Below are 24,923 nucleotides of genomic sequence, written 5' to 3' on the forward strand. Positions count from 1 at the left end.
ATTTATTCAGCCTTTTCAGTCGCAACGATTTCACCTTGAGGGTGAGACAGATGAAAATCATCAAAGAAGGTGTAACGTCCAGGTTTTAGAGGCGCAATCACAACGACAGAACTCGCCCCAGGCGCTAATACTTTTTCTTTACGTAATTGAGTGCTTTCAAATTCAACGGGGCTACTACCGGTATTGCGAATTTTGATCCGTATAGGAGTTTTAGCAGGAACATTTAAAACTCGAGGGATCAGTTCCCCCTCTTTCATTTCTAATTCAACGGTGTATTTTTCTGCGGCTAAAGTAGAGCTTGCTATCATTAATAGCAGTAATAGCGTGTATTGATAGAGATGTTTAATCATTGAAATTTCACTTAACAAAACAGAGGAGATAGCCCTATACACAGGGCTATCAATAATTAAGCTAATTAGTAACTGCCTTTACGACCAGTACCGCTATAGTTAAAATCCCATGACACTTCAAAAGGCTCGAACCAAGCGGCTACCCCCGTCTCTTTGTCGATATGACGACCAAAAACGACATCTTTATTGTAAGAAGGCGGGTAAATTTTATAGGTAACGTTATATTGGCCGTTGCCATCTAATTTTAGGTTTTCACCATAATGAGGACCATCACTGGCGACCATGGCCATAAAAGTTCCCTGCTGTTTTTTCTCCGGTGCATCTAATTTAGTCACGGTATATTCAACAGTGAGATAAGGGATCCAATCACCTTCAGCAAAACCATTCGGATTATCTTCAACAGCATGAATATCTGCTTCTAAATGGATATCAGCTTTATCAGCAGGTAGGTGCTTCATTGCATGATGGCCTTCCTCTGTGTCCATCGTGATAGGTTGTAGATAGACACCTTGAATTTCCATGCCATTTTTAATGATTGGTTGACCTACGGGATACTCAAGAGCGAAGACAGAAGTGGGAATTAATGATAACAACGTGAGAGCACGCACATAACGAGAGTTCATGTTTAATCCTTATATATTGAATGATAATTGTTATTATTCTTATTAAGATTAACATGATTTATAGCAAAAATAGCAGAAACTTATGTAAGAAAAATATCGTTTAATTTGAAGTGGGAAAGGATAAAAATAAGATTAACTAACTCTTTTTTAAAAGAAAAAATTTTGTTATTAAGAAATGATAGATAAATATACTCAATAGGTTTGCTTTTTAATACTAAGTAAAATCATAGTGTTAAAGAGAATAGATGGAAATCTTATTAACTATCTGACAAAGATAAGCAATCACTGATTTCCATATTAGATCATTAAATTTGACTCTGTGCGCTCCAAAATCTTGATTGTGGCGATTTAGCTAAAACTGATTGAATTGCATCGCTCACCACACTGCCTTTTTTAAGACAATTGATAGGTTGGCGGTAGAATGCTGAGCGAGATAGCAATGTCAACTGACAAGCTTTACTGACTGATAAGCCTGCATTATTTAATGATTGAGCGCAGAACTTCTTCTTAGCTACTACCAACCCTTTTTTACAAAAAGATCCTTCATTGCATAATGTTCAAGGCTAACTGCTACAAACATCTTTTTAAGTTTGGCATTTTCCTCATCAAGATCTTTTAATCATTTAACATCATTGGCTTCCATACCACCATACTTTGATTTCCAATTATAGTAACAGGCATTACTGATCCCGTTTTCGCGACAAATATCTTCTTCTTTCATACCAAAATCAGCGAGTTTTAAAAATTAACGATTCGAGTTTCAGTGAAAAAGATTTTTTTCATCATGACTTATACAATAACCTAATTATAGCTGTCTCATTTTAGGGGAAGTGGATAATCTGTGATAGATATTTTAATGTAATTTTAAAATTATTCTGTTAATATCATTATAGACTGAATTAAATAGAGTGGTTATGTCTGACGTAAAATACTTAACCTTAAAAGGTAAAAAAACAAGGATTAATATCAGCTAATTGTTCTACAGTTGATTCAATTGGTAATAGATATCAAACAGTCCATAAAGATCAAATACAGGTTTTAAGTTTAAATTACACAATAAGCAGGATGCAAAATTCAGTCCACCATCCAGTTTTATTCATTAAACCAATTGATAAGTCATCCCCGTTATTAGGCGTTGCCATATCTAATAATGAATTATTAGATGCTAATTTTGACTTTTTCAGGATAAACCAATTTGGTATTTTAGAAAAATATTTTGAAATTAAATTGAGTAATGCAACTATTGTGGATTTTACACAATCTTCACCAGAATCATCTAACGGATACTCTATCGTCTCCCATGAAAAAATATTACTACGATATGAGTCTATTTCATGGAACCATATTTGTGCTGGTACAAGTGGATATTCCATAAACGAGCAAAATATTATTTGAAGATTTTATAAGTTGCTTTACGTAGGTAATAGTATATTTTTTTTAGATATAGGAGTAGTAAAAGTGAAAACAATAGCCCTGCGACAAATGATGATTCAGGTAATCTAAACATAGCCAGTAAAAAAAATGCAATTACGCTATATCTGATACTATCAAGAATCGATACGAAAAAATTTTTCATCACTTAATTACCATTAATTATAAATTAATCCATTTATTGCTCGATAAACTTCATCAACACTTTTCTTTTCAGATCCTATCATATATAACCATTTTGATATATTTGGTTCTACTATAAAATACCCCATTTCTAAATTCATTAAAACAAGGTCATAATACAGAGTAGGATTGCTATAGCGTAATCTTTCCTTTGCTTGAGAAGCCATCTCTATGATGCCATACCCTCCCACAAAAGCCATTGCTATATTTCCACCACCTCTAATTAACTTGTGGGCAATGGCATTTCTTAGTACCGTATTATATATAAGTTCAGATGCGGCTGTGGCTATGTAAACACGAACTCCTCCTGTTGTTACTAGTGCCCCAGATGTAAGGAATACACCTCTTAATAGGGTTTTAAGATTATTCATTTCATCATCGTTCAGATTAGTAAAAAGGTGTTCTAAGTATCTTATGATAATTGCTCTTATTGGGTTATTACCTTTAAAAGTTTCCTTGACCATTAAAAAAAATCTATCATCTTCATATTTTATATTTTATATTTTATATTTTATATTTTATATTTTATATTTTATATTTTCATAGACATCTTCATAGCCATCAAAAAAATACGATAGATTCCTAACAGATCTATCAAACCCCAATCCCATTGTTTCTACATAACCAGCTGCTAGTTCTCTTGTTGATTCAAGCCCTTTATCTAACACTAAAGCGACTCGATATAGAGCATTATTGAGTTCGTCGTTGTTGTTGTTCATATTTTTACCACTTTTTAATGTTATGGTTATTAAGTGAGTTCAGATGTTATTAGATAACTATTTTTATTTTAGCAAAAAAATAACCTAATGACTCAATGAGGCATTAATTAAATTGGAGCAAAACGACATTATCTGTTTTGTTTTTTCTGTTGAATAAAGGCGATTCGCTTTTTTAAATAAGCACCCTTCAATTTGGATTAAAAGAGCCCAATTTTTTGGGTGCTGTTCAACAAGGTGGGGGAGTTACTAACTTGTATTTATATTGAAAAATGCAAAATAATACCTTTTGCGAAAAAATTCACTATAGATCCTAATTAACGGTTATTTAGGTCATTAAATTTGACTCTGTGCGCTCCAAAATAGCTTAGATTGGGTGACAGCGCTTGAAGAAGCGATAGGATCTTCATTAAGCGGTGAAGGAAGAAAAGCGGTTGGTGTAACATTTAATTCTTTAGCAATAAGGAAGAGCATATCAACATCAATTTTACATAGCCCATTCTCATAGCGTGAAAATTGCTGTTGGCTAACGCCGACTCTTTCAGCCACTGCTTTAGCGGATAAACGTAAGTGTTGGCGCTGTTGGCGAATTTTATGTCCAATAATTTGAGAAATAGGATAAACTTTTGACATTGGTGACCTCTTTCCTCCTATCAACTACTGATAATATTTCATTAAATATCAATGTTTTTTAAGCTGAATTTTAACGAGCTCAAGCTCTCCTACTTGAATGAGTCAAATTCATACTTTTTGTTATCGGTTAGTTGAGTAAATTATTTATAGTCACAAAATTATTATTGATAATTAATTTTTTATCCTATGTTAAAAAAAATTACTTTGGCAGAATGAAAAACGGCATTTTTTTGATAGAGAGTGCTATATATTGTATAAACGCAATTTTTCTACTTATATAGACTCGCATTTATGATTGAGAAGGAGTAAATAAGAAAGGAGAATAACAAATGATAAACACCTCTTTGACTGATTACACTCAAAAATAGGCGTTATATATTATTTATAACAGACTATTTTTGAGTTTTTTTGTCAGGTCAAATCCGCAATCAGCTTTATGTCATCGAATCAACTCGATTATTTTTACTTTATCTAAATTGATAAATTTACATTCACATCAGATAGACGATAGCGTTAAGATGGTTACTTATAATACATGGTGATTATAAGTATTACAGAGTCATTATCTAATTATCGTCAAGGTCGAGATTATGAATGTAAAAGAGATCATTCGTCATGAACCATTTGGAACATTACTCGGTTATGCACCTGGTGGTGTTGCGATTTACTCTTCAGATTACAGCAGTATAGATAAAGAAGATTATGCCGCCAATGATTCATTCCGTAGTTATATTGGTAATGAGTATATGGGGCATAAGTGGCAATGTGTTGAATTTGCACGCCGTTTTCTCTATTTACATTACGGGGTTGTTTTTACTGATGTGGGAATGGCCTATGAGATCTTCTCGTTACGTTTCTTACGAAGAACGATTGATGACGATATTTTACCCTTGCAAGCTTTTGCAAATGGCAGCAAACAGCCACCGACGGTAGGAGCGTTGCTTATTTGGCAAGAAGGGGGAGAGTTTAAAGTCACCGGTCATGTGGCGGTTATTACCGAAGTATTAGAAGATAAAATCCGTATTGCAGAACAAAATGTGATCCACACTAGGTTACCGCGAGGTCAACAATGGACACGAGAGTTACCACTTAAAGTGAGTGATAATGGCTATTTTATCGAAGATACCTTTGATAATACCACCTTGCTAGGTTGGATGATCCAAACAGAACCTAATGCCTACAGTTTACCTCAACCTAAAGTTGCCCCTGAATTGTTAGCTATTCATGAGGCCAAATTAGCCAACAAGGGGCAATTTGCTGGAAAATGGCTAGATGAAAGCGATCCGTTAGAAAAAGCCTATGTGCTAGCACAGCACGGTCATACGATTAATCAAGACAGCTATGAATATTTCACCATTTCAGAAAGTGCTGAGCATGAACTTATACGTGCTAGCAATGAAATGCATTTGATGTATCTGCATGCAACGGAAAAAGTGCTGAAAGACGATAATTTACTGCGTTTATTTGCGATCCCTGAAGTGTTATGGCCCCGTATCCGCCTATCATGGCAAAATAGACGTCATCAAATGATCACTGGACGGTTAGATTTTTGTATGGATGAGCGCGGTATCAAGGTGTATGAATATAACGCTGATTCTGCATCTTGCCATACTGAAGCCGGATTAATTATTGAAAAATGGGCTAAACAGGGTGGCATTAAAGCAGGTTATAACCCGGGTGAACGTCTATTAGATGCGTTATCAGATGCTTGGAAACACAGTGATGCGAAGCCATTTGTACATATTCTTCAAGATGATGATAATGAAGAAGATTATCATGCTCGCTTTATGCAACAAGCACTGACTAAAGCCGGTTATAGCAGCAAAATTCTGCGTGGACTAAAAGAGCTGCATTGGAATAGTCGTGGTCAGTTAATTGATGGTGATAAACGTATTGTTGAATGTGTATGGAAAACATGGGCTTGGGAAACCGCGTTAGATCAACTAAGAGAAGAGAGTGAACAACAGTCACTTATTCCTATTCGTATTGGTGATCCGGCGGGAGAAGTTCGTTTAGTTGATGTTCTTTTACGCCCTGAAATCACGGTTTTTGAACCTCTTTGGACACTTATTCCAAGTAATAAAGCGATATTACCTATTTTGTGGCAACTTTTCCCAGATAATCCTTATCTACTTGATACTGAGTTCACTTTAACCCCACGTTTGTCGCAGAGTGGTTATGCAGTTAAGCCTATTGCTGGGCGCTGTGGTAGTAATATTGGTTTAGTTGATCACCAAGAAAATGTATTAGGTGAAACCAGTGGTCAATTTGAACATCAAGAAAATATTTATCAAGAGTTATGGTGTTTACCAAAAGTGTCTAACCGATATATTCAGGTTTGTACCTTTACGGTAGATGGACATTATGGTGGTTGTTGCTTACGCTCTGATCCGACATTAGTGATAAAAAAAGACAGTGATATTGAGCCATTAATTGTCCTTGAAGATAAACACTTTTTAGCGGATTAATTTCATCACCATCATCCAATGAGTAAGAGATCGGCTTAGATTAAACCGATCTCTTTTTTATTTTGTCAGATCACATCCCTTGTAAGATCTGTTTTTTCAGCCATTGAATAAAAAGCTGTACTTTAGCGTTACTCTTTTCATCGCGGGTAACCAGATAATAGCGTTGTGCACAAAAAAACTCACAATTATCAAAAGGGACTATTAATTCATTATTTGCGAGTTGTTTTTGAATTAAGCGTTTACGCCCCATTGCGACACCGGAATGATTAACGGCAGCAATAACAGCTAAATCAGAGCGATCAAAACAAATATTACTTTTATTTGGAAATAATCCTAATCCCATATATTCACTCCAAGCGCGCCATTCATCAAAATCAGAGTTATTACTCCAAGCTTGTCTATCATGTAACAAAGTACAATTAGCAAGGTGATGGATATTACCTACTAATTCATGGCGAGCAGCATATTCAGGGCTACAAACAGGAATAATTGATTCTGAGATTAAATCTTCACAATAGAGATTTTTCAGGTGTTTATCATCGAAATAGATAGCGAGATCGATACCATAACCACGAAAATTAATATCGTCATTGCCAGTAAGTAAGTTTAATTCAATAGAAGGATAGCGTTGAGTAAAATCAGAAATACGAGGTACAAGCCAACATTGCGCAATAGAAGGGCGAGAATACACCGTTAATACGCCAGATATTTCTTGATTATAGATATCTAAAATCTCTTGATTAATATCTTCAAGTGTTTTTTTCAATGCCCAATAAATACGTTCACCTTCTTCGGTTAATTCAATACGCCGATGAAAGCGATTAAATAGCTTTATCCCTAATTCTTTCTCTAGTGTATTAATACGATGGCTAATCGCGCTAGGCGTCAAGGACAATTCCTCTGCGGCTAAAGCGAATGATAAATGCCGTCCTGTTGCTTCAAAAGTGTGAAGTCGTGCTAATTGATAACTGGATAAGCGCTTATTTCTCAAAATCACGTTAGAAGATCCAAACATTTTTTATTCTCATTTAATTATTATTAGTAACGTAAGGTAATAATCAAGTTAATGTTAAGGTGAAAGATAGCCAAGATGAAATCTAAATGATAAATATTTGTGCATCTGATCACCTATTTGGCTTAATTGAATTCATCTTAGTATCTATTTTCATCATTTGTAAGTGTCGAATGATTAATATTCAATATGTTTAACAATAAATAAAAATTAGGGATTGATCTATGGAACCGACACTATGGGTACTAGGTACTCTGATTATAAGTATCTTGCTCATTGTTTTTACTATAATAAAACTTAAGTTTCATCCATTTTTAGCACTACTACTTGCCAGTTTTTTTGTCGGTATGGCAATGAAAATGAACCCATTAGAAATGGTCAGTGCAATTGAAAATGGGATTGGGGGAACGCTGGGATTTTTAGCCGCCATTATTGGTTTGGGTACTATTCTCGGTAAAATGATGGAAATATCGGGGGCGGCAGAGCGCATCGGTATCACCTTACAAAAATGCCGTTGGTTATCACCGGATGTTATTATGGTATTGGTGGGACTGATTTGTGGTATTACCCTGTTTGTTGAAGTAGGGGTAGTGCTACTTATTCCATTAGCATTCTCTATTGCTAAAAAAACAAACACCTCATTATTAAAACTCGCCATCCCTTTATGTACTGCATTAATGGCCGTGCATTGTATTGTTCCTCCACACCCTGCAGCGCTTTTTGTCACTAATGAGTTAGGGGCCGATATGGGAACGGTGATCGTTGCCGGTCTTGCTGTTGGATTATTAGCCTCATTAGTAGGCGGGCCTCTTTTCTTAAAAGTATTGGGTGAGCGCTTACCTTTTAAAACCGTACCAGAAGCATTTTCTGATATGGAAATTCGTCAAGAAAAAGATTTACCTTCACTTGGGGCGACATTATTTACGGTTTTATTACCTATTGTTCTGATGCTGATTAAGACCGCCGCAGAGCTTAATATGGAAAAAGGCACTTCGGTTTATATTGCATTACAATTTATTGGTAACCCGATTACTGCAATGTTTATTGCTGCTTTTGTTGCTTACTATATTTTAGGTATTCGCCGTAATATGGGCATGAGTACCCTATTGAAAAAAACAGAAGATAGTTTTAGCTCTATTGCCAATATTTTGTTAATTATTGGTGCTGGGGGCGCATTTAACGGCATTTTAAAAGGGAGTGGTTTAAGCGATTCATTGGCGGTGATCCTCTCTAATTTGGATATGCATCCTATTTTATTAGCTTGGCTAGTAGCGATTATTCTGCATGCAGCAGTAGGATCAGCAACGGTTGCTATGATGGGTGCGACCGCTATCGTTGCACCATTAATGCCAATGTATCCAGATATTAGCCCTGAAATTATTACATTGGCAATTGGCTCTGGGGCTATTGGCTGTACGATTGTCACTGACTCCCTATTTTGGTTAGTAAAACAGTATTGTAATGCCACATTAAGCGAAACTTTCCGTTTTTATAGTATCGCGACCTTTATTGCTTCATTTGTGGCATTAGGGGGCACTTTTATGCTTTCTTTTGTCATATAAAAGAGAATGACGATGACCACGATAGATATAAATAAATTAAAAAATGATTATCCACTGGTACGTGATTTAGTGGATTTAAAAGAGGTGGTTTGGTTTAACCCAAATGTTACCTCAACTGACCAGGGACTTCCTTATGTAGGTTTAACGCAAAATGATGTGATGGATGCACAGGCAAGATTACAACGTTTTGCACCTTATTTAATGAAAGCCTTTCCAGAAACCGCATCAACTGAGGGGATCATCGAATCAGCCGTTGTGGATATCCCTCAAATGAAAGAGGCACTAGAAAAGCGCTATAACACCCTTATTGAGGGACAATTGCGTTTGAAAAAGGACAGCCACTTACCTATTTCTGGTTCAATTAAAGCGCGCGGGGGGATTTATGAAGTGCTCACTCATGCTGAAAAATTAGCCATAGAGGCCGGGCTTCTGACCACAGAGGATAATTATGAAAAATTATTTTCTGATGAATTCCGCAAATTTTTTAGCCAATACAGTATTGCCGTCGGCTCCACGGGTAACTTAGGAATGTCGATTGGCATTATAAGTGCAAAACTGGGCTTTAGCGTTAGTGTTCATATGTCTGCGGATGCTCGTCAATGGAAAAAAGACAAGCTACGCGCTCATGGTGTTAATGTTGTGGAATATGAGCAAGATTACAGTATTGCGGTTGAACAAGGACGTAAAGAGGCAGAAAAAAATCCTCGTTGTTTCTTTATTGATGATGAAAATTCAAAAACATTATTCTTGGGTTATGCCGTCGCTGGATTACGTTTAAAACATCAATTTGAAACGCTTAATATTCCGGTCGATAGTGAACATCCTCTGTTTGTCTATCTGCCATGTGGTGTAGGCGGAGGGCCTGGTGGTGTTGCTTTTGGGTTAAAACTGGCATTTGGTGATGCAGTACATTGTCTATTTGCTGAGCCAACCCATTCTCCTTGTATGTTACTTGGGGTCTATACCCAGTTACATGATGGTATTTCTGTTCAAGAAGTGGGTATCGACAATATTACTGCAGCTGACGGTTTGGCGGTAGGTAGAGCCTCTGGCTTTGTTGGACGGGCAATGGAGCGTTTGATTGATGGCTATTACACCATTGATGATCAAGAGTTATATAACTTATTGAGCTTGTTAAACAAAGAAGAAGGGATCCAGTTAGAGCCTTCCGCTTTAGCAGGAATGACAGGGGCTATTCATGTTTCTCAAGCTAAAGATTATCTACAAGGTTTATCACTTGATAGTCAAAAAATGCACAATGCGACGCATTTAGTATGGGCGACGGGGGGCGGTATGGTGCCAACTGATGAAATGCAAAAATATCTTGCGCAAGGGGAATAGCAACCATATAACAATAAAACAAATAATAACATTATAAAACAAAAGGATAAGATTATAAGCTTATCTGTAATATCACTTCTGTATTTACACCAGGATGTCACATCAGGGGAAGATGCTGTAGTTTATAACGATAAAAAAAGAGGCACCCATTGGGTGCCTCACTCACTAAAATAAAAGCCATTATTCTAAGATAAACATCCCATAAGGATGGATTTGTAGATAATAGCTATCACCTTCATTAGGTTGAAGTTGGGTTGCATTCACTTGTAATAACAATGTTTGATTTTGCCATGCAACAGTCACCTCATATTGTGGTCCCATATAGGCGACATGGATTATTGTACATTGCTGACAAGCTTCACCTTGTTGAGATAAGGTAATAGCTTCAGGTCTGACACCCACTCTAATTTCGGTTTTGTTGCTGTTAAAGTTCTCGGGGCGAGGTAAGCGATAATTAAAAATATCAACATAATCAGCCCCTAGAGTAGCAGGGAAGAGATTGGCATCTCCCATAAAACTTGCCATAAACTCAGAGGCCGGTTGGCGATATAAAGTTTGTGGTGAACCTAATTGCATTATTTTGCCTTTATTCATCACTAACACCATATCGGAAACGGCAAAAGCTTCACTTTGGTCATGGGTAACATACAGGGAGGTGATATTAAACTGTTGTTGTAATTCACGAATTTTCTCCCTCATGCTACGGCGCAAGTTAGCATCCAGATTACTTAATGGCTCATCAAATAACAGCACTTTGGGTTTTAAGATCAAAGCACGAGCTAATGCCACTCGTTGTTGCTGACCGCCTGAAATCTGATCGACAAAACGATCTTCAAATCCTGCTAAATCTACCAAGGCTAGAGCCTCTGCCACTCGCTGTTTGATCTCTGCCTTTGGGCGACCTAACATTTTTAAGCCATAACCAATGTTGTCACCTAAAGACATATGAGGGAACAGGGCGTAAGACTGAAACACCATACAAATATCACGTTGTTGGATTGAGCGATCAGTAACATCTTCACCATCAATAAAAATTTTACCTTCTGTTGGTTTTTCTAATCCAGCTACTAAGCGTAGTACTGTCGTTTTACCGCAACCTGATGGCCCCAATAACGAAACCATTTTTCCTTGAGGAATAGATAAACTGAGAGTGTCAATTACCGTGTTTGTACCAAAACGCTTAACAATATTTTTCAGTTCAACGAAATGTGATTGTGTCATGATTTATACTCCGTATTACTGTGCATTTTTGGCTTTAGAGCGTGAAACACGGGCTTCGCCAATCAAATAGTCAAATAAGAAAATAATAGCCAACATCACGATGATTAAAATCGAGCCATAGGCAATTGCGACGCCGTATTCACCATCCTCAACACGATTTAAAATATAAGCGGTAGCAACGCGAGTTTCAGGGGTGACTAAGAATACAATCGCACTGACGGTGGTTATCGCGCGGACAAAACTATAAATTAAAGCGGATAAAATCGCGGGGCGTAATAAAGGCAATAGCACATACAAAATAGTTCGCATTGAATTTGCTCTTAAACTTAATGACGCCTCATCCAACGATTTATCGATTTGCCCTAATCCTGCAATACCCGCTCGTATTCCCACGGGCACGTTACGCATGGTCATTGAGATAATCACAATGGCTGCCGTTCCTGTTAAATAAAACGGTGAATCATTAAATGCCAAGATATAAGAGACCCCCGCAACAGTACCGGGAACGGCAAAACAGAGCATAGTCGTAAATTCGATACTCTTTTTACCTTTAAAATCTTGGCGCACGACAATATAGGCGATCAAAAGCCCTAAAATAGCGGTAATAGGTGCTGCGATACCCGCATAAAGTAAGGTATCAAGTAATGATGGCCATGCGCCATCGCTCATCCCTTGACCAAATAATTTAATAAAGTTATCAAAGGTTAAGGTGTAATCCACACCCCAGTTAACCGTAAAACTGCCGTAGAAAATGCTGCCATAGAGTAAGATATTAAAGATAACCCAAATACCCAACACGCTAGTGACAAAGGTTACTAAGGAGGTGGGTAATGGTTGAACATCACCACGATAGGATTTACCTGACACCGTGACATATGAGCGTTTGCCAATCCACATATATTGAATGCAGAACACTAATAATGAGAATACCAACAGTGAAGCACCTAACGTACTTGCTGCTTGGTAATCAAGTTGAGAGCCGGTGATATAGAAATAAATTTGAGTGGCAATCACGTCAAAGTTGCCACCTAGCACCAATGGGTTACTAAAATCAGCCAATGATTGCACTATAACGATCAAAAAGGCATTGGCTAATGCTGGTTTTAGTAACGGCATAAAAACATGAAAGAATGTTTGGTAGCGATTAGCTCTAAGGGTATAAGAAGCCTCTTCTAATGACGGATGGATAGTTTTAATTGCACCATCTAAGATCATAAAAGACATAGGGGTAAAGGCAAGTACTTGTGCAAGCCAAATTCCCGTAAAGCCATATAACCAGTTGGTATTTTCTAAACCTGCATAAGTTGCCAAAAATTCAGTGATATAACCTGAACGTCCCATCATCAAGGTCACACCTAAACCCACAACAAAAGGGGGAGTGACAATAGGTAAAATAGAAAATACTCGACCAATAATCGCTGATCTTACTGCAATACGTGATGTATAAATGGCGAGGATCAAACCAAAAAAAGTACAGCCAATACCAACTGCGATAGACAGTAAGATTGAATTGATCATCACCTGAACAATATGGGCTTGGCTGAGAATGGCAATAAATTCAAAGGGGGCAAAATTGCCAGCACTATCTTGAAACATCGGAATAAAGATAGCGACACTTGGAAAGATAATAAAAACACCGATTAAGGCGACAACTGTGATTAATGAGCCAATCACAAAGCTATCACCCCCTAACCACTCTAAGCGTGTTAAAGCATGCTTGGCTATCATTCCTAATGAAATAAATAGCACGATAACCGAATAACCCAGACCACGACCTTCCATCGTTGCGGTAACAATAGTGATAAAGGCGCAGAAAAAGGCAAAACTTGCATCAAAATAGTGGCGAATACGATTTTCTCGCCCTACAGGATGTAAAGGACGAATTAATAGTATGCTGGGAAGTAAAAACCAGAGCAGACTGATATTTAAGTTACTCCAGCCATAAGAGGTAAGTAATTCATCTGCGGTAGAATCAAATAGACCATAATCAAGGCTCCATGAAGGCATTAATATAAATGCCATCCATGCAATCAGGATCCATAAAAATATGGGATCCCACCTCTTTTTTTCAGACAAAGCGAGTGTGTGAGACATAAATCCCCCGACAGTAAAGCTCATTATTATTATGTAAAAAAAAGAGCGAGAGCATCTCTCGCCCTATTGATAGGCTATTTACCCATTTTTACTTCGGTAACCCATTTATTTATCAGCTCTTTACGAACATCACTATCGCCATATTTATCCATGTCGTAGTTAATCAGTTTTAAGTCTGATAATTTCAAAGCCATCGGGGAAGACTCTGCCGTGGTATTGGTGAGAATTTGGTAAGATTTACCCTCTTTCCAACTAATTTCTTGTGCTTCTTTAGAGAGTGTCCAGTCTACAAATAACTTAGCGTTATCCATATTACGGGCATTTTTGATGATACTGACACCGCCAATTTCGTAACCTGTGCCCTCACAAGGTGAGATAAGCTCTAGTGGTGCCCCGTTTTCAACTTCGAGTGAATAGTCGTGTAAGAAGCCGATACCAATCGCGGCCTCACCACGGGCGGCGTTACGCGCTGGTGCAATACCTGATTTAGTATATTGAGAGATATTGGTATTTAGTTTTTTCAGATAATCAAAGGCTTGCTCTGTTCCCCATAATTGATCGAAAGTTGCTAATGCAGTGTATGCAGTGCCTGAACTTTGTGGATCAGCGATTTGAATTTCACCTTTGTATTCAGGTTTGACTAAATCTTTCCAACAGGTCGGAATAGGTAGACCTTTCTCTTTTAAACGATCTTTATTGACACCAAAACCTAGAATACCGACATAAACCGCAGAAGAGTAGTTTCCTTTGCGTTTAGCCGGATCACGAAATTGTGGCATGATCTGATCAAGATTGGCGGATACATAAGGCTCTAGCAGATCCATTTCACCCGCTTGTGAGTGAGGATCCATTGTTCCGCCATACCAAACATCAGCTTGTGGATTGCGTTTTTCTGCTTCTATTTTCGCTAATGTACTGCCGGAGCCATTACGAACAAAAGTGGTTTTAACATCATACTTTTCAGCAAAAGCTTTAGTTTCAGCTTCACACATCGCATTTGTGGCACTGCAATAAACCACTAAGCGACCCGCAGCACTGGTGGATAAACTTACCGTAGAAAGAGCTAAGCCGGCGGCAACAAGTGTAGAGAGAGTTTTCAGTTTCATGTTCAGAACCTTTTAAATGTGTCGTCATCGGAAAATGAAAGTGGGCCAACTAAATGCTCACGTTTACTGACATCAGCGATCAGCAATGGCATTAGTAGTAGTCCCATTAAGGCCGCAGCACTGGTTAATAATACAAACATCCCAGTCCAACCATAATGCGCCATGACCTGACTTAATGGCCAACCTGCTATTGCAGCCCCTAAATAGGCATACAATCCCAAGTAGCCTGTTACCGTACCTGCTGCGTTTTTATGACAATATTCTGTGGCAGCAAGTCCGATTAACATCTGTGGTCCAAACACAAAAAAACCGATACTGAAAAAACAGGCTGCAAGCAATGCATAATGATGAATTGGCATTAGCCAAAGTGCTGTTACTGCGATAAAAAGCCCGAGTGAAAACAGCAATATCATTGGTGCTCGTTGGCCACGGAATAATAAATCCGAGCCCCAGCCTGAACATAACGCGCCTAACAATCCACCCATCTCAAAAAGAGAAAGAATGGCATTAGCACTTAACAAGTTAGCGCCATGGGTTTCTGATAACCAAATATTTCCCCAATCATTTATCGCCATACGAATGAGATAAATTAAAATATAAGAAAAACCTAGTAACCAGATCATTCGGTTAAATAAGATGCTTTCTTTCAAAATGGTTAACATAGGGGTCGAAGGCGATACTTGCTCTTGACGTAATTCAAAAATATCGCGCCGCCATACACCTACTGTGGGTAACCCTTCTTCTGCTGGTGTTCCTTTTAGTTGCATACAAAGCCATAACCCCATAACAATACCTATTAGGCCGGGAATAACTAAGGCTATTTGCCAACTAAAATGGGTTGCCAACCAAGCGGTTAAAAGGGGAATACTCATCCCGCCAAGATTGATGGAGATATTCCATAATCCCCACCAGAAACCGCGTTCATTACGTGAATACCAATGGGTGAGTAACCTTGCACAAGGGGGCCAACCCCATCCTTGAAAGAAACCATTAAGTGCCCAGACTAAAAGCAAGGCAGGAAAGGATAAACAGTAGGCAAAAATAATATTCATCACCCCTGTCATTACCAGACCTGCGCCCATAAACCAACGGTAGCCGTATTGGTCATGGAAAATACCAGAGAGAAATTTTGATAGACCATAAGTGAGATAAAACAGGCTGGCTATCCAGCCAATATCACCTTTATCTAGATGCAGTTCCGTTTGCATAACGGGCATCACAAAATTGACGCTTTTACGAGTCAGGTAAAACGTGGCATAGCCAATGATCATCGACAACATTAAATTTTTACGCCAAAAATCATAGGTCTTATTTATTGATGCCGAATTTTTACCTAACATAACATCCTCTCTGATATTGCCAATGTAAGAAAAATGCAGTTAAAAAGAATGAGAGAAGGTTGTAGATGACTAAGACTAATTCCTAGTTTTCACGCTTTTCTATTGAATTTGTGGGTAAGTTAACAATTATTTTAGTACCAAGCTGACTAATTACTTCCCATTCTCCCCCCAATGCGCAGATCCGCTCTTCAATACCTCGTAGCCCAAAACCGTTATTAGGTTGTGTAGGCAAAATGCCAATACCATTATCATGAACAACCAGTCGTAATTGTGCTTGATGTTGAGTAAGCGAAATGTGGATCTCACTGGCGTTAGCGTGTTTGCTGATATTATTGAGTAGTTCTTGCACTAGTCGGTAGAGTGTAAAAATAATGGTGTCGCTTTCAGGCTCTGTTTCAAGAGCATAATGAAAGTGACAGTGAATACCATTTTCATGAAATGAGAACTCATCAATTAAATGGTGTAGTGCCTTCTCTAATGACATCTCTTCTAAAATAGGCGGCCTTAGTTGGCGTAGCAGTTGTCGGGTAGATTGATGTATTTGTTGGGCTAATCGCTCAATTTGCTCGCCTGACTGACGTGTTTTATCGTTATCTGCACTTCTTTTTACTAACATTGACTGAATTTGAATAGCTGTAATATTTTGTCCAATTTCATCATGTAATTCACGAGCAATGGCTTTTTTAACATCTTCTTCGGTATGTACTAGTTGTTCCATCAACGCTCGGCGTGCTTGTAACTCTTGCTCTAAACGTAGCTGATAATGACGTAAATTATTGGCAAGTTGTTGCTGGCGACTAATAGCTATACCTAAACCAATACCAATTAAGGCTTGGGTTGTTAAAAACATCTCTAATTCATGCAAATCGGCAAAAGCACCATTTACTTGTCTAGCAAAGGTAATCATTAAACTACCTAACAACGCGGATAATACGCCCCCTTGCCAACCATAACGATAAGCCATAAAAACATTAGGAATAAAAACCAGAATAACTAATAAGCGTTCAATTTCTGGGGTAAGAAAGAATTGTGCACTTAATCCAATAAGACAAAAGAGAAATACCCACATTAATAAGGAGGTACGCAATGGTGGCTCAGGGGTGATTTCGGCGATTAATACTCGACTTTGTAATTCGCGTAAATATTCATAAAGTAGAAAAACAAAGGGAGCCAATAAAATACCACCTGTTATTGAGGTTAAAAATATTGCGCTGGTGGACGTCGTGAGAAAAAAACTGAGTAGGAAGGCTTGTAATAGGCTATTAAATCCGACCGCTGCGATAAGTAAGGTTAACCGTTGCCAATAAAGTGGGTAACGCCACCAGATCCGTTGTACCTCTAGTGCGACTAATAAGCTGATTAAAGGTGAGAGATAAAGAGTTACATGGGTAATTAATTGCTGTTGAGTTAGCCAGTAATAAAGCCCCCATTCGGCCAATAACATCGGCAACCAAAAACGTCGCCAAAGTAAAATAAATAATGCCAGCCGTAAGCCTTGAGGTAAAAAAAGTGCGGCTTGTTGACCATTATGACTAAGATAAAAACTGATCACCCAAAGTGACAACCAGAGTAAAGAGTAGGTCAACAATAAAAAGAGAGATTGAAGAAAAAAACGTGCGCCTCTTTGCATGTTAGAGTGTTCCGGTGATTAACTGATTGTTTAATGCAAAATGGACTAAATCAATGGTTGTTTCACAGTTCAATTTACCCAGTATATTGGCTCGATGAACATGCACCGTTTTATGACTGAGATTCAGTTGTACGGCGATAGCTTTAACATTAATACCTTGTACTAGCAGATTAAAAATCTCTCTTTCGCGAGGGGTTAAACTATGTAAAGCATCTTCTTTTTCTGGTGTCTGTCGAAGTGCTTTCATGGCATCAGCACAGAGATAACAGCCCCCTTGATACACAGCACGTACTGCTTGAACGAGCTCTTGTGGACCACAGCGCTTAGTTAAATAGCCATGGGCACCGGAATCTAAAGCGCTTTGTACAAATGCGGGGGTATCATAAATACTTAAAATAATTGTCCGAAAATCAGGGCGTTTTTGTTTTAATCGACTTTGTAATTGTAGGCCACTCTCTCCAGGCATAGAGAGATCCATCACCGCCACATCAATATTATCATTTAATAAATAGGGCCAAGCTTCTTGGCCATTTGCGTATTCACCGACAATATTAATATCCGGCTCTAGCATTAGCAGTTGTGCAAATCCAGAACGCACAACAATGTGATCATCGATGAGAGCAACGTTTATCATATTTTTATTAGGCTAAGCATTGTTAGGTAATATTTATCTGTTTTATAACAAGCTACAGGAAGTTATGCGAGAAAAAAGGGAGCAAAAACACGCTTTTGCGCTTTGTCTCTCGCTTTTAGCGTATTGAATCGAGACAATTAGCAGGGCAGAATTACCCCCTCACAAACAGGGAACCTCCATTTGTAAGGGGGATAGGCAGATTAAGCGACTTGAACGGGAACGGCTTTAGCAATGCGTTTCATTTCATTGTCGCCTTCAAAATAGGCAATGTTGGGTTTATGGCTACGCGCATCGCTATCTGGAATTTGCACATAAGAGCAAATAATTAAGCGATCACCTACAGCAGCACGGCGAGCGGCTGCGCCATTGACAGAAATAATACCAGACCCTCTTTCTGCGCAAATGGCATAAGTAGAGAAACGTTCACCATTATCAACGTTATAAATATCAATGGCTTCATTTTCAAGAATACCAGCGGCATCCATAAAATCCTGATCAATCGCGCAAGAGCCTTCATAGTGAAGATCAGCTTGGGTGACTTTTACGCGATGAAGTTTGCCTTGTAACATGGTGCGTAGCATTGTTGCGTTTCCTATTTTTAATTATTCATTAGACTAAGCTAACTTGTTGGCTATCGATTAAACGAGTGTTACCCAACCAAGCTGCCATTAAAATAACGGCACATCGGCTCTCTTCGCTAAGTGGTGCTAGTGTTTGTGCATCACAAATAAAACATTCATCAGCACGAAAGCCTTGCTGTTCAAGGGTTGCTTTGGCAGTTTGTAATAGTTGGTTAACATCAAGGTTTCCCGATTTTAATTGCTCGGCTATCTGTTGCATAGCTTGATAAAGCACAGGGGCTTGTTGTTTTTCATTATCTGATAACAAACGATTTCGAGAGCTAAATGCCAATCCTGTTTTATCACGCACAATAGGGACTGGAATAATACTGATATCAAAACATAAATCACTGACCATTTTTTTTATGATCTGCAGTTGTTGATAATCTTTTTCACCAAATAGCGCGACATCAGGCTGTACAAGGTTGAATAGTTTACTTACAACGGTTGTTACACCGCGGAAATGTCCTGGGCGACTAGCGCCTTCTAACACAGAAGAAAGTACTGGAACCTCAACAATCGTTTGGTTTTCCATCCCATTTGGGTACATCTCTTTCGCTGATGGGGCAAAGACAATATCAACATGTTTATCGCGCAGTAACTCACAATCTTCTTGTAGGGTTCGTGGATAGTTTGCTAAATCGGCTTCTCTATCGAATTGCATTGGATTAACAAAAATAGAGGCGATAACCACATCAGCATGAATACGCGCTTCTTCTATCAGTTTTAGGTGACCTTGATGCAGGTTGCCCATGGTCGGAACCAATGCAATGCGTTTACCTTCTTGTTTTAGTCGCTTAATTTCGCGGCGTAAGATAAGCGTTGTTTCAATAATTAGCATAGCGTGACTCCTTTAAACTATTTTAATGAATTTAAATGATAAATCAGTTAAATGAGTGTTGTTCTTGAGGGAACAGTTTTTGTTCAACTTGTTGAACATACAGTCTGACAGCCTCGGGTAAGGAGCCAGCTTCTTGTAAGAAATTTTTAGAAAATTTAGGGGCATTAGGTGTTAGACCTAATAAATCATGCATCACAAGAATTTGTCCATCAGTGACATTGCCGGCACCAATGCCGATAACGGGAATATTGAGTGATCCGGTAATAGTTTTTGCTACGGAAACGGGGACGCATTCTAATACAGCTAGTTGTGCTCCTGCGGCTTCAAGCGCCATAGCATCTTGCTTAAGTTGCTCTGCAGCAGCTTCTTCTCGACCTTGTACTTTATAGCCACCAAACACATTAACAGATTGAGGGGTTAAGCCTAAGTGAATACAAACAGGCACTGCGCGTTCAGTGAGCATTTTGACTGTAGGAATAAGCCAGCTTCCTCCTTCAATTTTGACCATATTCGCTCCCGCTTGCATTAAAATAGCTGCGTTAAGACAGGCTTGCTCTGGAGTGGAATAAGACATAAAAGGCATATCAGCAATTAAGAAAGCGTTAGGGGCGCCTGCTCTTACACAACGGGTATGATAGGCAATTTGCTCAACGGTGACAGGTAATGTGCTGTCATGACCTTGTAGTGTCATACCGAGTGAATCACCAATTAACATGGCAGGAATACCTTCATTGGCAAATAGACGAGCAAAGCTAGCATCATAAGCCGTGATAGTGGCAAACTTTTTCTTTTCTTGTTTATAGCGATTGAGCGTAGATAGCGTAACCGGCTTCATGATAATAAACTCCATGGTGTGTTGCGTGTAAATTGAGTTATTTATGTCAGTTAATTATTTGTTTATTAAAGAGAATATGGCATAAATAAAAAACATTAACTGCTGATTGTAGCATCTACGTACTAAAAACGAAGAAAAAGTCGTGAATTGAATAATAAAAAATAGAAATAAAAAATATTTTGATATTTATCCAAGAATTAGAAATGGTGATATAACAGGCGGGAGGGAAGGGCGTATTTTATCACTTATGGGGAGGGATAACGCGATAAAGGAACAGTACAAGAGAGTTGTGAACGGGGTTGATACTGTCAGTCAACAGCATCAACCATTAACATCAAACACGCTTATTATGTGGTATCACCACTTTTCCATACCATTTTTAGGTACGAGCGCTAATCTGTCTGCTAATCGTTCTCCGTCATCAGGGAAACAAAGTTCAGGTGCTAAATCCGCCAATGGATAAAGCATAAATTCACGCACCTTAAGTCCATAATGAGGCACAGTTAAACGTTCGGTCTGTATAACTTGATCACCAAATAACATGATATCTAAATCAAGGGTACGAGGTCCCCAACGGTTACCTGCTTTTCTTTCACGACCATGGGCAAGTTCAATTGCTTGTGTATGGTCGAGCAACTCTTCTGGGGCTAAAGTAGTATCAACGGCGACAGCCATATTGAGATAATCGGGTTGATCTTGAGGTCCCATAGGGCGTGTGCGATACCAAGGTGATTGGGCAATCAGTGTAGTATTAGGGATTTCACTAATCGCTTTTATCGCCGATTTTACTTGCTGTTCTGGTGAGTTTAAATTACTGCCCAGAATAATATACACACGCTGTTGTTGCTTACTCATGTTTGTTCTCTTGTCTTGGTGCATTATTTTTTGCATTAGGGTGACGAGGACGTTTACGAGGACGTGTTCTTTTGCGTACCGGGCCTGGACCTAATTCAGAGACCATAGAGCGTTGTTGTGTATTGTTTGAAATCTGAAAATCAGCCCACCAAGCGGCTAATGCTTCCAGATCAGGATTTCTTTGTACATTAGCGCGTAATTCCAGTAGATCAAATGCTGCACGGAATTTAGGATGCTCAAGCAGTTTATTGGCTCGGCGCCCTTGACGCTTAGGTAAACGCTGCTGTAATTGCCAAATATCACGCATCGTGGTGGTGATACGTTTAGGGATCGCAATAGTACGACATTGCTCATCTAAAATATCATTCATCGCCATTGAGAAAGCATCGTAATAAGACAGTCCACTTTCTTGAGCCAGTTTTTCGGCATGCTCCACTAAGGGATACCATAGCATTGCTGCAAATAAGAATGCCGGATTTACGCGCATTTCTTTACTAATACGATAGTCGGTATTCTTTAGCACCTGTTCGATCATTCTTTCCATTGGGGTATCTTGCTGCTCAGTGATCCTTGAGGCAACTAATGGAAAAAGAGGCTCTAAAAGTTGGAAATGGCGCATTAACCGATAGGTTTTATAACCATGTCCTGTTTGTAATAATTTCAGCGATTCTTCAAATAGGCGTGCTGAAGGAATATTACGTAATAGTGGTGCTAATTGGCTAATTGGCTCTGCAGTTTCCGGTGCGATACGCATATCCAGTTTACTGGCAAAGCGGATAGCTCTTAGCATCCGAACTGGATCTTCACGATAGCGAGTTTCAGGAGAGCCAATTAAACGAATAGTACCTGATTTAAGATCAGCCAAGCCCCCCACATAATCACGTACAGCAAAATCATCGACGCCGTAATAGAGACTATTTAAGGTAAAATCCCGACGAATGGCATCTTCTTCAATCGATCCGAAGATATTGTCGCGCAGCAACATACCGCTTTGTGCTTGTTGTGACTGATTGCGATCGGATGTTTCATGATCTTCATGAGAGCCACGGAAAGTAGCGACTTCAATCACTTCGGGGCCAAACATAATATGCGCTAGACGAAAGCGTCGACCTACTAAGCGGCTATTACGAAATAATCGACGGACTTCTTCTGGCGTTGCATTGGTAGCAATATCAAAGTCTTTTGGTTTTTTCCCTAATAATAGATCGCGTACACCACCACCCACTAAATAAGCCTGAAAGCCTGAATTATTCAGACGATAAAGAACTTTTAGTGCGTTATCACTGATGTCTTTACGCGAAATCGGGTGTTGATCTCTTGGGATCACAGTCATTGGCAAATCACTCCCGTTCGCCTTTTCGTTATTACTTTTGTTCTTACGGGGACGGTCTGCGGATAGGGCAGGACGCCGACGCACAGTCGTTTGTGTTTCTTTTTTAGGTCGGTCAGATGCAGTGACAGGCCTTTCACTCGCTACCGATTCTGTATCTGACGATGTTGTTTGTCGTCCTAGCAAATTACGGCAGAAATGCGCTACTCGGTTAAAAATATGACACCTCGAATAATTAAATCTAATAATTAAAAAATTAAGCGGCTAATCATAGCCTACTGAACATTTTTTGAGAATGCTTTGTGTGGGTTATTGTGCATCTTCATCATAATGTTAACGAATAATCTTGCCTGACAGCAACGGTTGACGAGGTAAGAAAATGTGCTCCATCAATATTATTCCTTGCTTATGGCCATCAGCTATAGTGATAGAATTATACGCAAATAACTTCTCTTTTATGTGAATAAACATCGTCATCACAGTGCGAATAGTCTGAGTTATTGTATCAAGAAGTATTAATTGGAGGATGATATTATTGATGTGAAAGCGCCAACGCTCATAATTTGTGTCAGCTTGAAGATAACGAGCCAATGCTGTAACCAAACCACCAAAACAAAGTTGGTTTATTAATAATGGCACTAAATGCCTAATACACACTGTCATCTTGGGTATTAATGTTTAGATTAAAGCCCCAGCACCTAAGTACTGAGGCTATACTCATTAATTAGCCAGCCATCTGTTTTTCACGGATTTCAGCTAATGTTTTACAGTCGATACAGAGATCGGCTGTTGGACGAGCTTCTAAACGGCGGATGCCGATTTCAACACCGCAAGACTCACAAAAGCCGAAGTCATCATCTTCAACTTTCTTCAGTGTTTTCTCAATTTTCTTTATGAGTTTACGTTCACGATCACGGTTACGCAGCTCAAGACTGAATTCTTCTTCTTGTGCAGCACGGTCAACAGGATCTGGGAAGTTGGCCGCCTCATCTTGCATATGAGTGACGGTACGGTTGACTTCATCCCTGAGCTGATTGCGCCAAGATTCAAGTATTAGCTTAAAATGCGCTAATTGGGCTTCGTTCATGTACTCTTCGCCCGGTTTTTCCTGATATGGCTCAACGCCAGCAATAGCGAGAATGCTCATGGACGATGTTTTACGCTTTTGCCCTTCTTGCATAATGCTTCTCCTACATACGCATTTTCTGAATAATCCCCCACCTTAAATAGGAAGGGAAAAAAATAGGGCGCTATAAATAGCAGATGCCCGCGCGGATAGCAATTATTCCTTTAATAAGTTTTCTCATGATGTGAAGGCACGCAAGTAAAAAGGCCATTTTAGTTAAAAAATACTTAACCAACACCATGAAAATGTATTAACCTTTTGAAATAAAAGGTAATTGCTTTCCAATTGTTAAATCGTACTCACTAATATTGATGCGATAACATAAAATTTCAACCCCAGCATCACATGCTTGTTTTAGCAATAAGTCATACTTAGGGTCAATCTCTTTAGCAACAGACACTTGTGTAATGCCAGTATGGGGGACAGCGTAAAATAAGATAGCCCTTAAGCCCGATTTTGCGATAGCGGTCAACTCTCGAAGGTGCTTTTGACCTCGCTCTGTTTTAGCGTCAGGAAAATAGCCCATTCCAGCATCTAATAAAGTGACCGATTTCACTTCAATATAGCAGTCAACTTTATGATTTGACTTAAGTAAAATATCAATACGGCTATTCTCACTACCATACTTCACTTCGCGTCTTATCTCATCATAGTCAGATAATTCTGGAATATCGCCAGCTTCTATCGCATCGGCAATGATCGTATTAGCTCTTAAGGTATTAATACAGATCCAATCACCTGATTGAGTTTGGGTTAATTCCCAACTATGAGGATATTTTCTTTTGACATTCGATGACGTGGAATACCAAACCGTATCACCTGGAGTTGCGCATCCCGTCATCGCACCCGTATTAGCACAATGGAGCGTGAATTCTTCACCATTTGCCGTCACTACGTCTGCTAAAAAACGTTTGTATCGTTTTAATAAAGTGGCAGATTGTAGTGGTTGTTCAAATTTCATAATCACCCTGG

At 38.8% G+C, this 24,923-nt stretch carries 23 protein-coding genes and 2 pseudogenes; 4 read left to right on the forward strand and 21 right to left on the reverse strand.

What is annotated here, in order from left to right:
• Window positions 1–2: 2 nt before the first annotated feature.
• The 3 genes and pseudogenes from PMI_RS00850 to PMI_RS19530 form a co-directional block, all read right to left on the reverse strand.
• Window positions 3–350 (reverse strand): cupredoxin domain-containing protein, encoded by a 348-nt coding sequence (locus PMI_RS00850; protein WP_004245024.1) that lies wholly within the window; start codon window positions 348–350, stop codon window positions 3–5.
• 65 nt (window positions 351–415) lie between these two features.
• Window positions 416–973, reverse strand: coding sequence for an iron transporter (locus PMI_RS00855; RefSeq protein ID WP_004245023.1), 558 nt, complete (start codon window positions 971–973; stop codon window positions 416–418).
• A gap of 326 nt (window positions 974–1,299) precedes the next feature.
• Window positions 1,300–1,756: pseudogene (locus PMI_RS19530) on the reverse strand (transposase); the annotation flags it as partial.
• Between the two features lie 131 nt (window positions 1,757–1,887).
• On the opposite strand from PMI_RS19530, the pseudogene PMI_RS18815 reads away from it, so the two are divergent.
• A pseudogene (locus tag PMI_RS18815) lies at window positions 1,888–2,368 on the forward strand (Hcp family type VI secretion system effector).
• Between the two features lie 194 nt (window positions 2,369–2,562).
• Here the strand turns inward: PMI_RS18815 and PMI_RS00870 are convergent.
• From PMI_RS00870 to PMI_RS00880, 3 genes are all read right to left on the reverse strand, one after another.
• Complete coding sequence (locus tag PMI_RS00870) at window positions 2,563–3,051, reverse strand: hypothetical protein (protein WP_012367496.1); 489 nt, start codon at window positions 3,049–3,051, stop codon at window positions 2,563–2,565.
• A 54-nt stretch (window positions 3,052–3,105) separates the two neighbouring features.
• Window positions 3,106–3,306 carry a hypothetical protein gene (locus tag PMI_RS00875; RefSeq protein WP_012367497.1) on the reverse strand — a complete coding sequence of 67 codons (201 nt, stop codon included), beginning with the start codon at window positions 3,304–3,306 and terminating at the stop codon, window positions 3,106–3,108.
• A gap of 333 nt (window positions 3,307–3,639) precedes the next feature.
• On the reverse strand, window positions 3,640–3,936 hold the full coding sequence (locus PMI_RS00880; protein WP_004245017.1) for a helix-turn-helix domain-containing protein: 297 nt from the start codon (window positions 3,934–3,936) through the stop codon (window positions 3,640–3,642).
• A gap of 590 nt (window positions 3,937–4,526) precedes the next feature.
• On the opposite strand from PMI_RS00880, the gene gss reads away from it, so the two are divergent.
• A complete protein-coding gene (gene gss, locus PMI_RS00885) occupies window positions 4,527–6,404 on the forward strand; it encodes a bifunctional glutathionylspermidine amidase/synthase (RefSeq protein WP_012367498.1) in 1,878 nt (625 codons plus the stop codon).
• A gap of 70 nt (window positions 6,405–6,474) precedes the next feature.
• Here gss and dsdC read toward each other — a convergent pair whose 3' ends face one another.
• Window positions 6,475–7,419 (reverse strand): DNA-binding transcriptional regulator DsdC, encoded by a 945-nt coding sequence (gene dsdC / locus PMI_RS00890; protein WP_004245015.1) that lies wholly within the window; start codon window positions 7,417–7,419, stop codon window positions 6,475–6,477.
• A 221-nt stretch (window positions 7,420–7,640) separates the two neighbouring features.
• Between dsdC and dsdX the strand changes: the two genes are divergently transcribed.
• Window positions 7,641–8,978 carry a D-serine transporter DsdX gene (dsdX, locus tag PMI_RS00895; protein ID WP_004245014.1) on the forward strand — a complete coding sequence of 446 codons (1,338 nt, stop codon included), beginning with the start codon at window positions 7,641–7,643 and terminating at the stop codon, window positions 8,976–8,978.
• 12 nt (window positions 8,979–8,990) lie between these two features.
• Window positions 8,991–10,319 (forward strand): D-serine ammonia-lyase, encoded by a 1,329-nt coding sequence (gene dsdA / locus PMI_RS00900; protein ID WP_041707080.1) that lies wholly within the window; start codon window positions 8,991–8,993, stop codon window positions 10,317–10,319.
• Between the two features lie 180 nt (window positions 10,320–10,499).
• On the opposite strand, the gene fbpC is transcribed toward dsdA, so the two are convergent.
• The 14 genes from fbpC to sfsA all read right to left on the reverse strand — a co-directional run bounded on the left by fbpC (window position 10,500) and on the right by sfsA (window position 24,912).
• Window positions 10,500–11,540 carry a ferric ABC transporter ATP-binding protein gene (gene fbpC, locus PMI_RS00905; protein WP_004245012.1) on the reverse strand — a complete coding sequence of 347 codons (1,041 nt, stop codon included), beginning with the start codon at window positions 11,538–11,540 and terminating at the stop codon, window positions 10,500–10,502.
• A gap of 15 nt (window positions 11,541–11,555) precedes the next feature.
• Window positions 11,556–13,634, reverse strand: coding sequence for an ABC transporter permease (locus PMI_RS00910; RefSeq protein ID WP_004252510.1), 2,079 nt, complete (start codon window positions 13,632–13,634; stop codon window positions 11,556–11,558).
• A gap of 74 nt (window positions 13,635–13,708) precedes the next feature.
• Window positions 13,709–14,740, reverse strand: coding sequence for an ABC transporter substrate-binding protein (locus PMI_RS00915; RefSeq protein WP_004245009.1), 1,032 nt, complete (start codon window positions 14,738–14,740; stop codon window positions 13,709–13,711).
• 2 nt (window positions 14,741–14,742) lie between these two features.
• A complete protein-coding gene (uhpC, locus tag PMI_RS00920; protein WP_012367500.1) occupies window positions 14,743–16,080 on the reverse strand; it encodes an MFS transporter family glucose-6-phosphate receptor UhpC in 1,338 nt (445 codons plus the stop codon).
• Between the two features lie 82 nt (window positions 16,081–16,162).
• Window positions 16,163–17,710: an MASE1 domain-containing sensor histidine kinase gene (locus tag PMI_RS00925; protein WP_004245007.1), complete on the reverse strand. Its 1,548-nt coding sequence runs from the start codon at window positions 17,708–17,710 to the stop codon at window positions 16,163–16,165.
• 1 nt (window position 17,711) lies between these two features.
• Window positions 17,712–18,344, reverse strand: a complete 633-nt coding sequence (locus PMI_RS00930) for a response regulator transcription factor (RefSeq protein ID WP_004245006.1) — start codon at window positions 18,342–18,344, stop codon at window positions 17,712–17,714.
• A gap of 200 nt (window positions 18,345–18,544) precedes the next feature.
• The gene (gene panD / locus PMI_RS00935) at window positions 18,545–18,925 is read right to left on the reverse strand and encodes an aspartate 1-decarboxylase (protein ID WP_004247282.1); all 381 of its coding nucleotides are present in this window, start codon (window positions 18,923–18,925) and stop codon (window positions 18,545–18,547) included.
• Between the two features lie 28 nt (window positions 18,926–18,953).
• Window positions 18,954–19,805, reverse strand: coding sequence for a pantoate--beta-alanine ligase (panC, locus tag PMI_RS00940; RefSeq protein ID WP_004245004.1), 852 nt, complete (start codon window positions 19,803–19,805; stop codon window positions 18,954–18,956).
• A gap of 43 nt (window positions 19,806–19,848) precedes the next feature.
• Complete coding sequence (gene panB / locus PMI_RS00945; RefSeq protein ID WP_004247283.1) at window positions 19,849–20,640, reverse strand: 3-methyl-2-oxobutanoate hydroxymethyltransferase; 792 nt, start codon at window positions 20,638–20,640, stop codon at window positions 19,849–19,851.
• 357 nt (window positions 20,641–20,997) lie between these two features.
• Window positions 20,998–21,495, reverse strand: coding sequence for a 2-amino-4-hydroxy-6-hydroxymethyldihydropteridine diphosphokinase (gene folK, locus PMI_RS00950; protein WP_004245001.1), 498 nt, complete (start codon window positions 21,493–21,495; stop codon window positions 20,998–21,000).
• On the reverse strand, window positions 21,488–23,044 hold the full coding sequence (gene pcnB, locus PMI_RS00955) for a polynucleotide adenylyltransferase PcnB (protein WP_370463127.1): 1,557 nt from the start codon (window positions 23,042–23,044) through the stop codon (window positions 21,488–21,490). Before pcnB ends, folK begins: the two co-directional genes overlap by 8 nt.
• 114 nt (window positions 23,045–23,158) lie before the next feature.
• The gene (locus PMI_RS00960) at window positions 23,159–23,464 is read right to left on the reverse strand and encodes a hypothetical protein (RefSeq protein WP_004247285.1); all 306 of its coding nucleotides are present in this window, start codon (window positions 23,462–23,464) and stop codon (window positions 23,159–23,161) included.
• 85 nt (window positions 23,465–23,549) lie between these two features.
• Window positions 23,550–24,005: an RNA polymerase-binding protein DksA gene (gene dksA / locus PMI_RS00965; protein ID WP_004244998.1), complete on the reverse strand. Its 456-nt coding sequence runs from the start codon at window positions 24,003–24,005 to the stop codon at window positions 23,550–23,552.
• A gap of 196 nt (window positions 24,006–24,201) precedes the next feature.
• Window positions 24,202–24,912: a DNA/RNA nuclease SfsA gene (sfsA, locus tag PMI_RS00970; protein ID WP_004244997.1), complete on the reverse strand. Its 711-nt coding sequence runs from the start codon at window positions 24,910–24,912 to the stop codon at window positions 24,202–24,204.
• Window positions 24,913–24,923: the final 11 nt, after the last annotated feature.

Source organism: Proteus mirabilis HI4320, assembly GCF_000069965.1.
Taxonomy (GTDB): Bacteria; Pseudomonadota; Gammaproteobacteria; order Enterobacterales; family Enterobacteriaceae; genus Proteus; species Proteus mirabilis.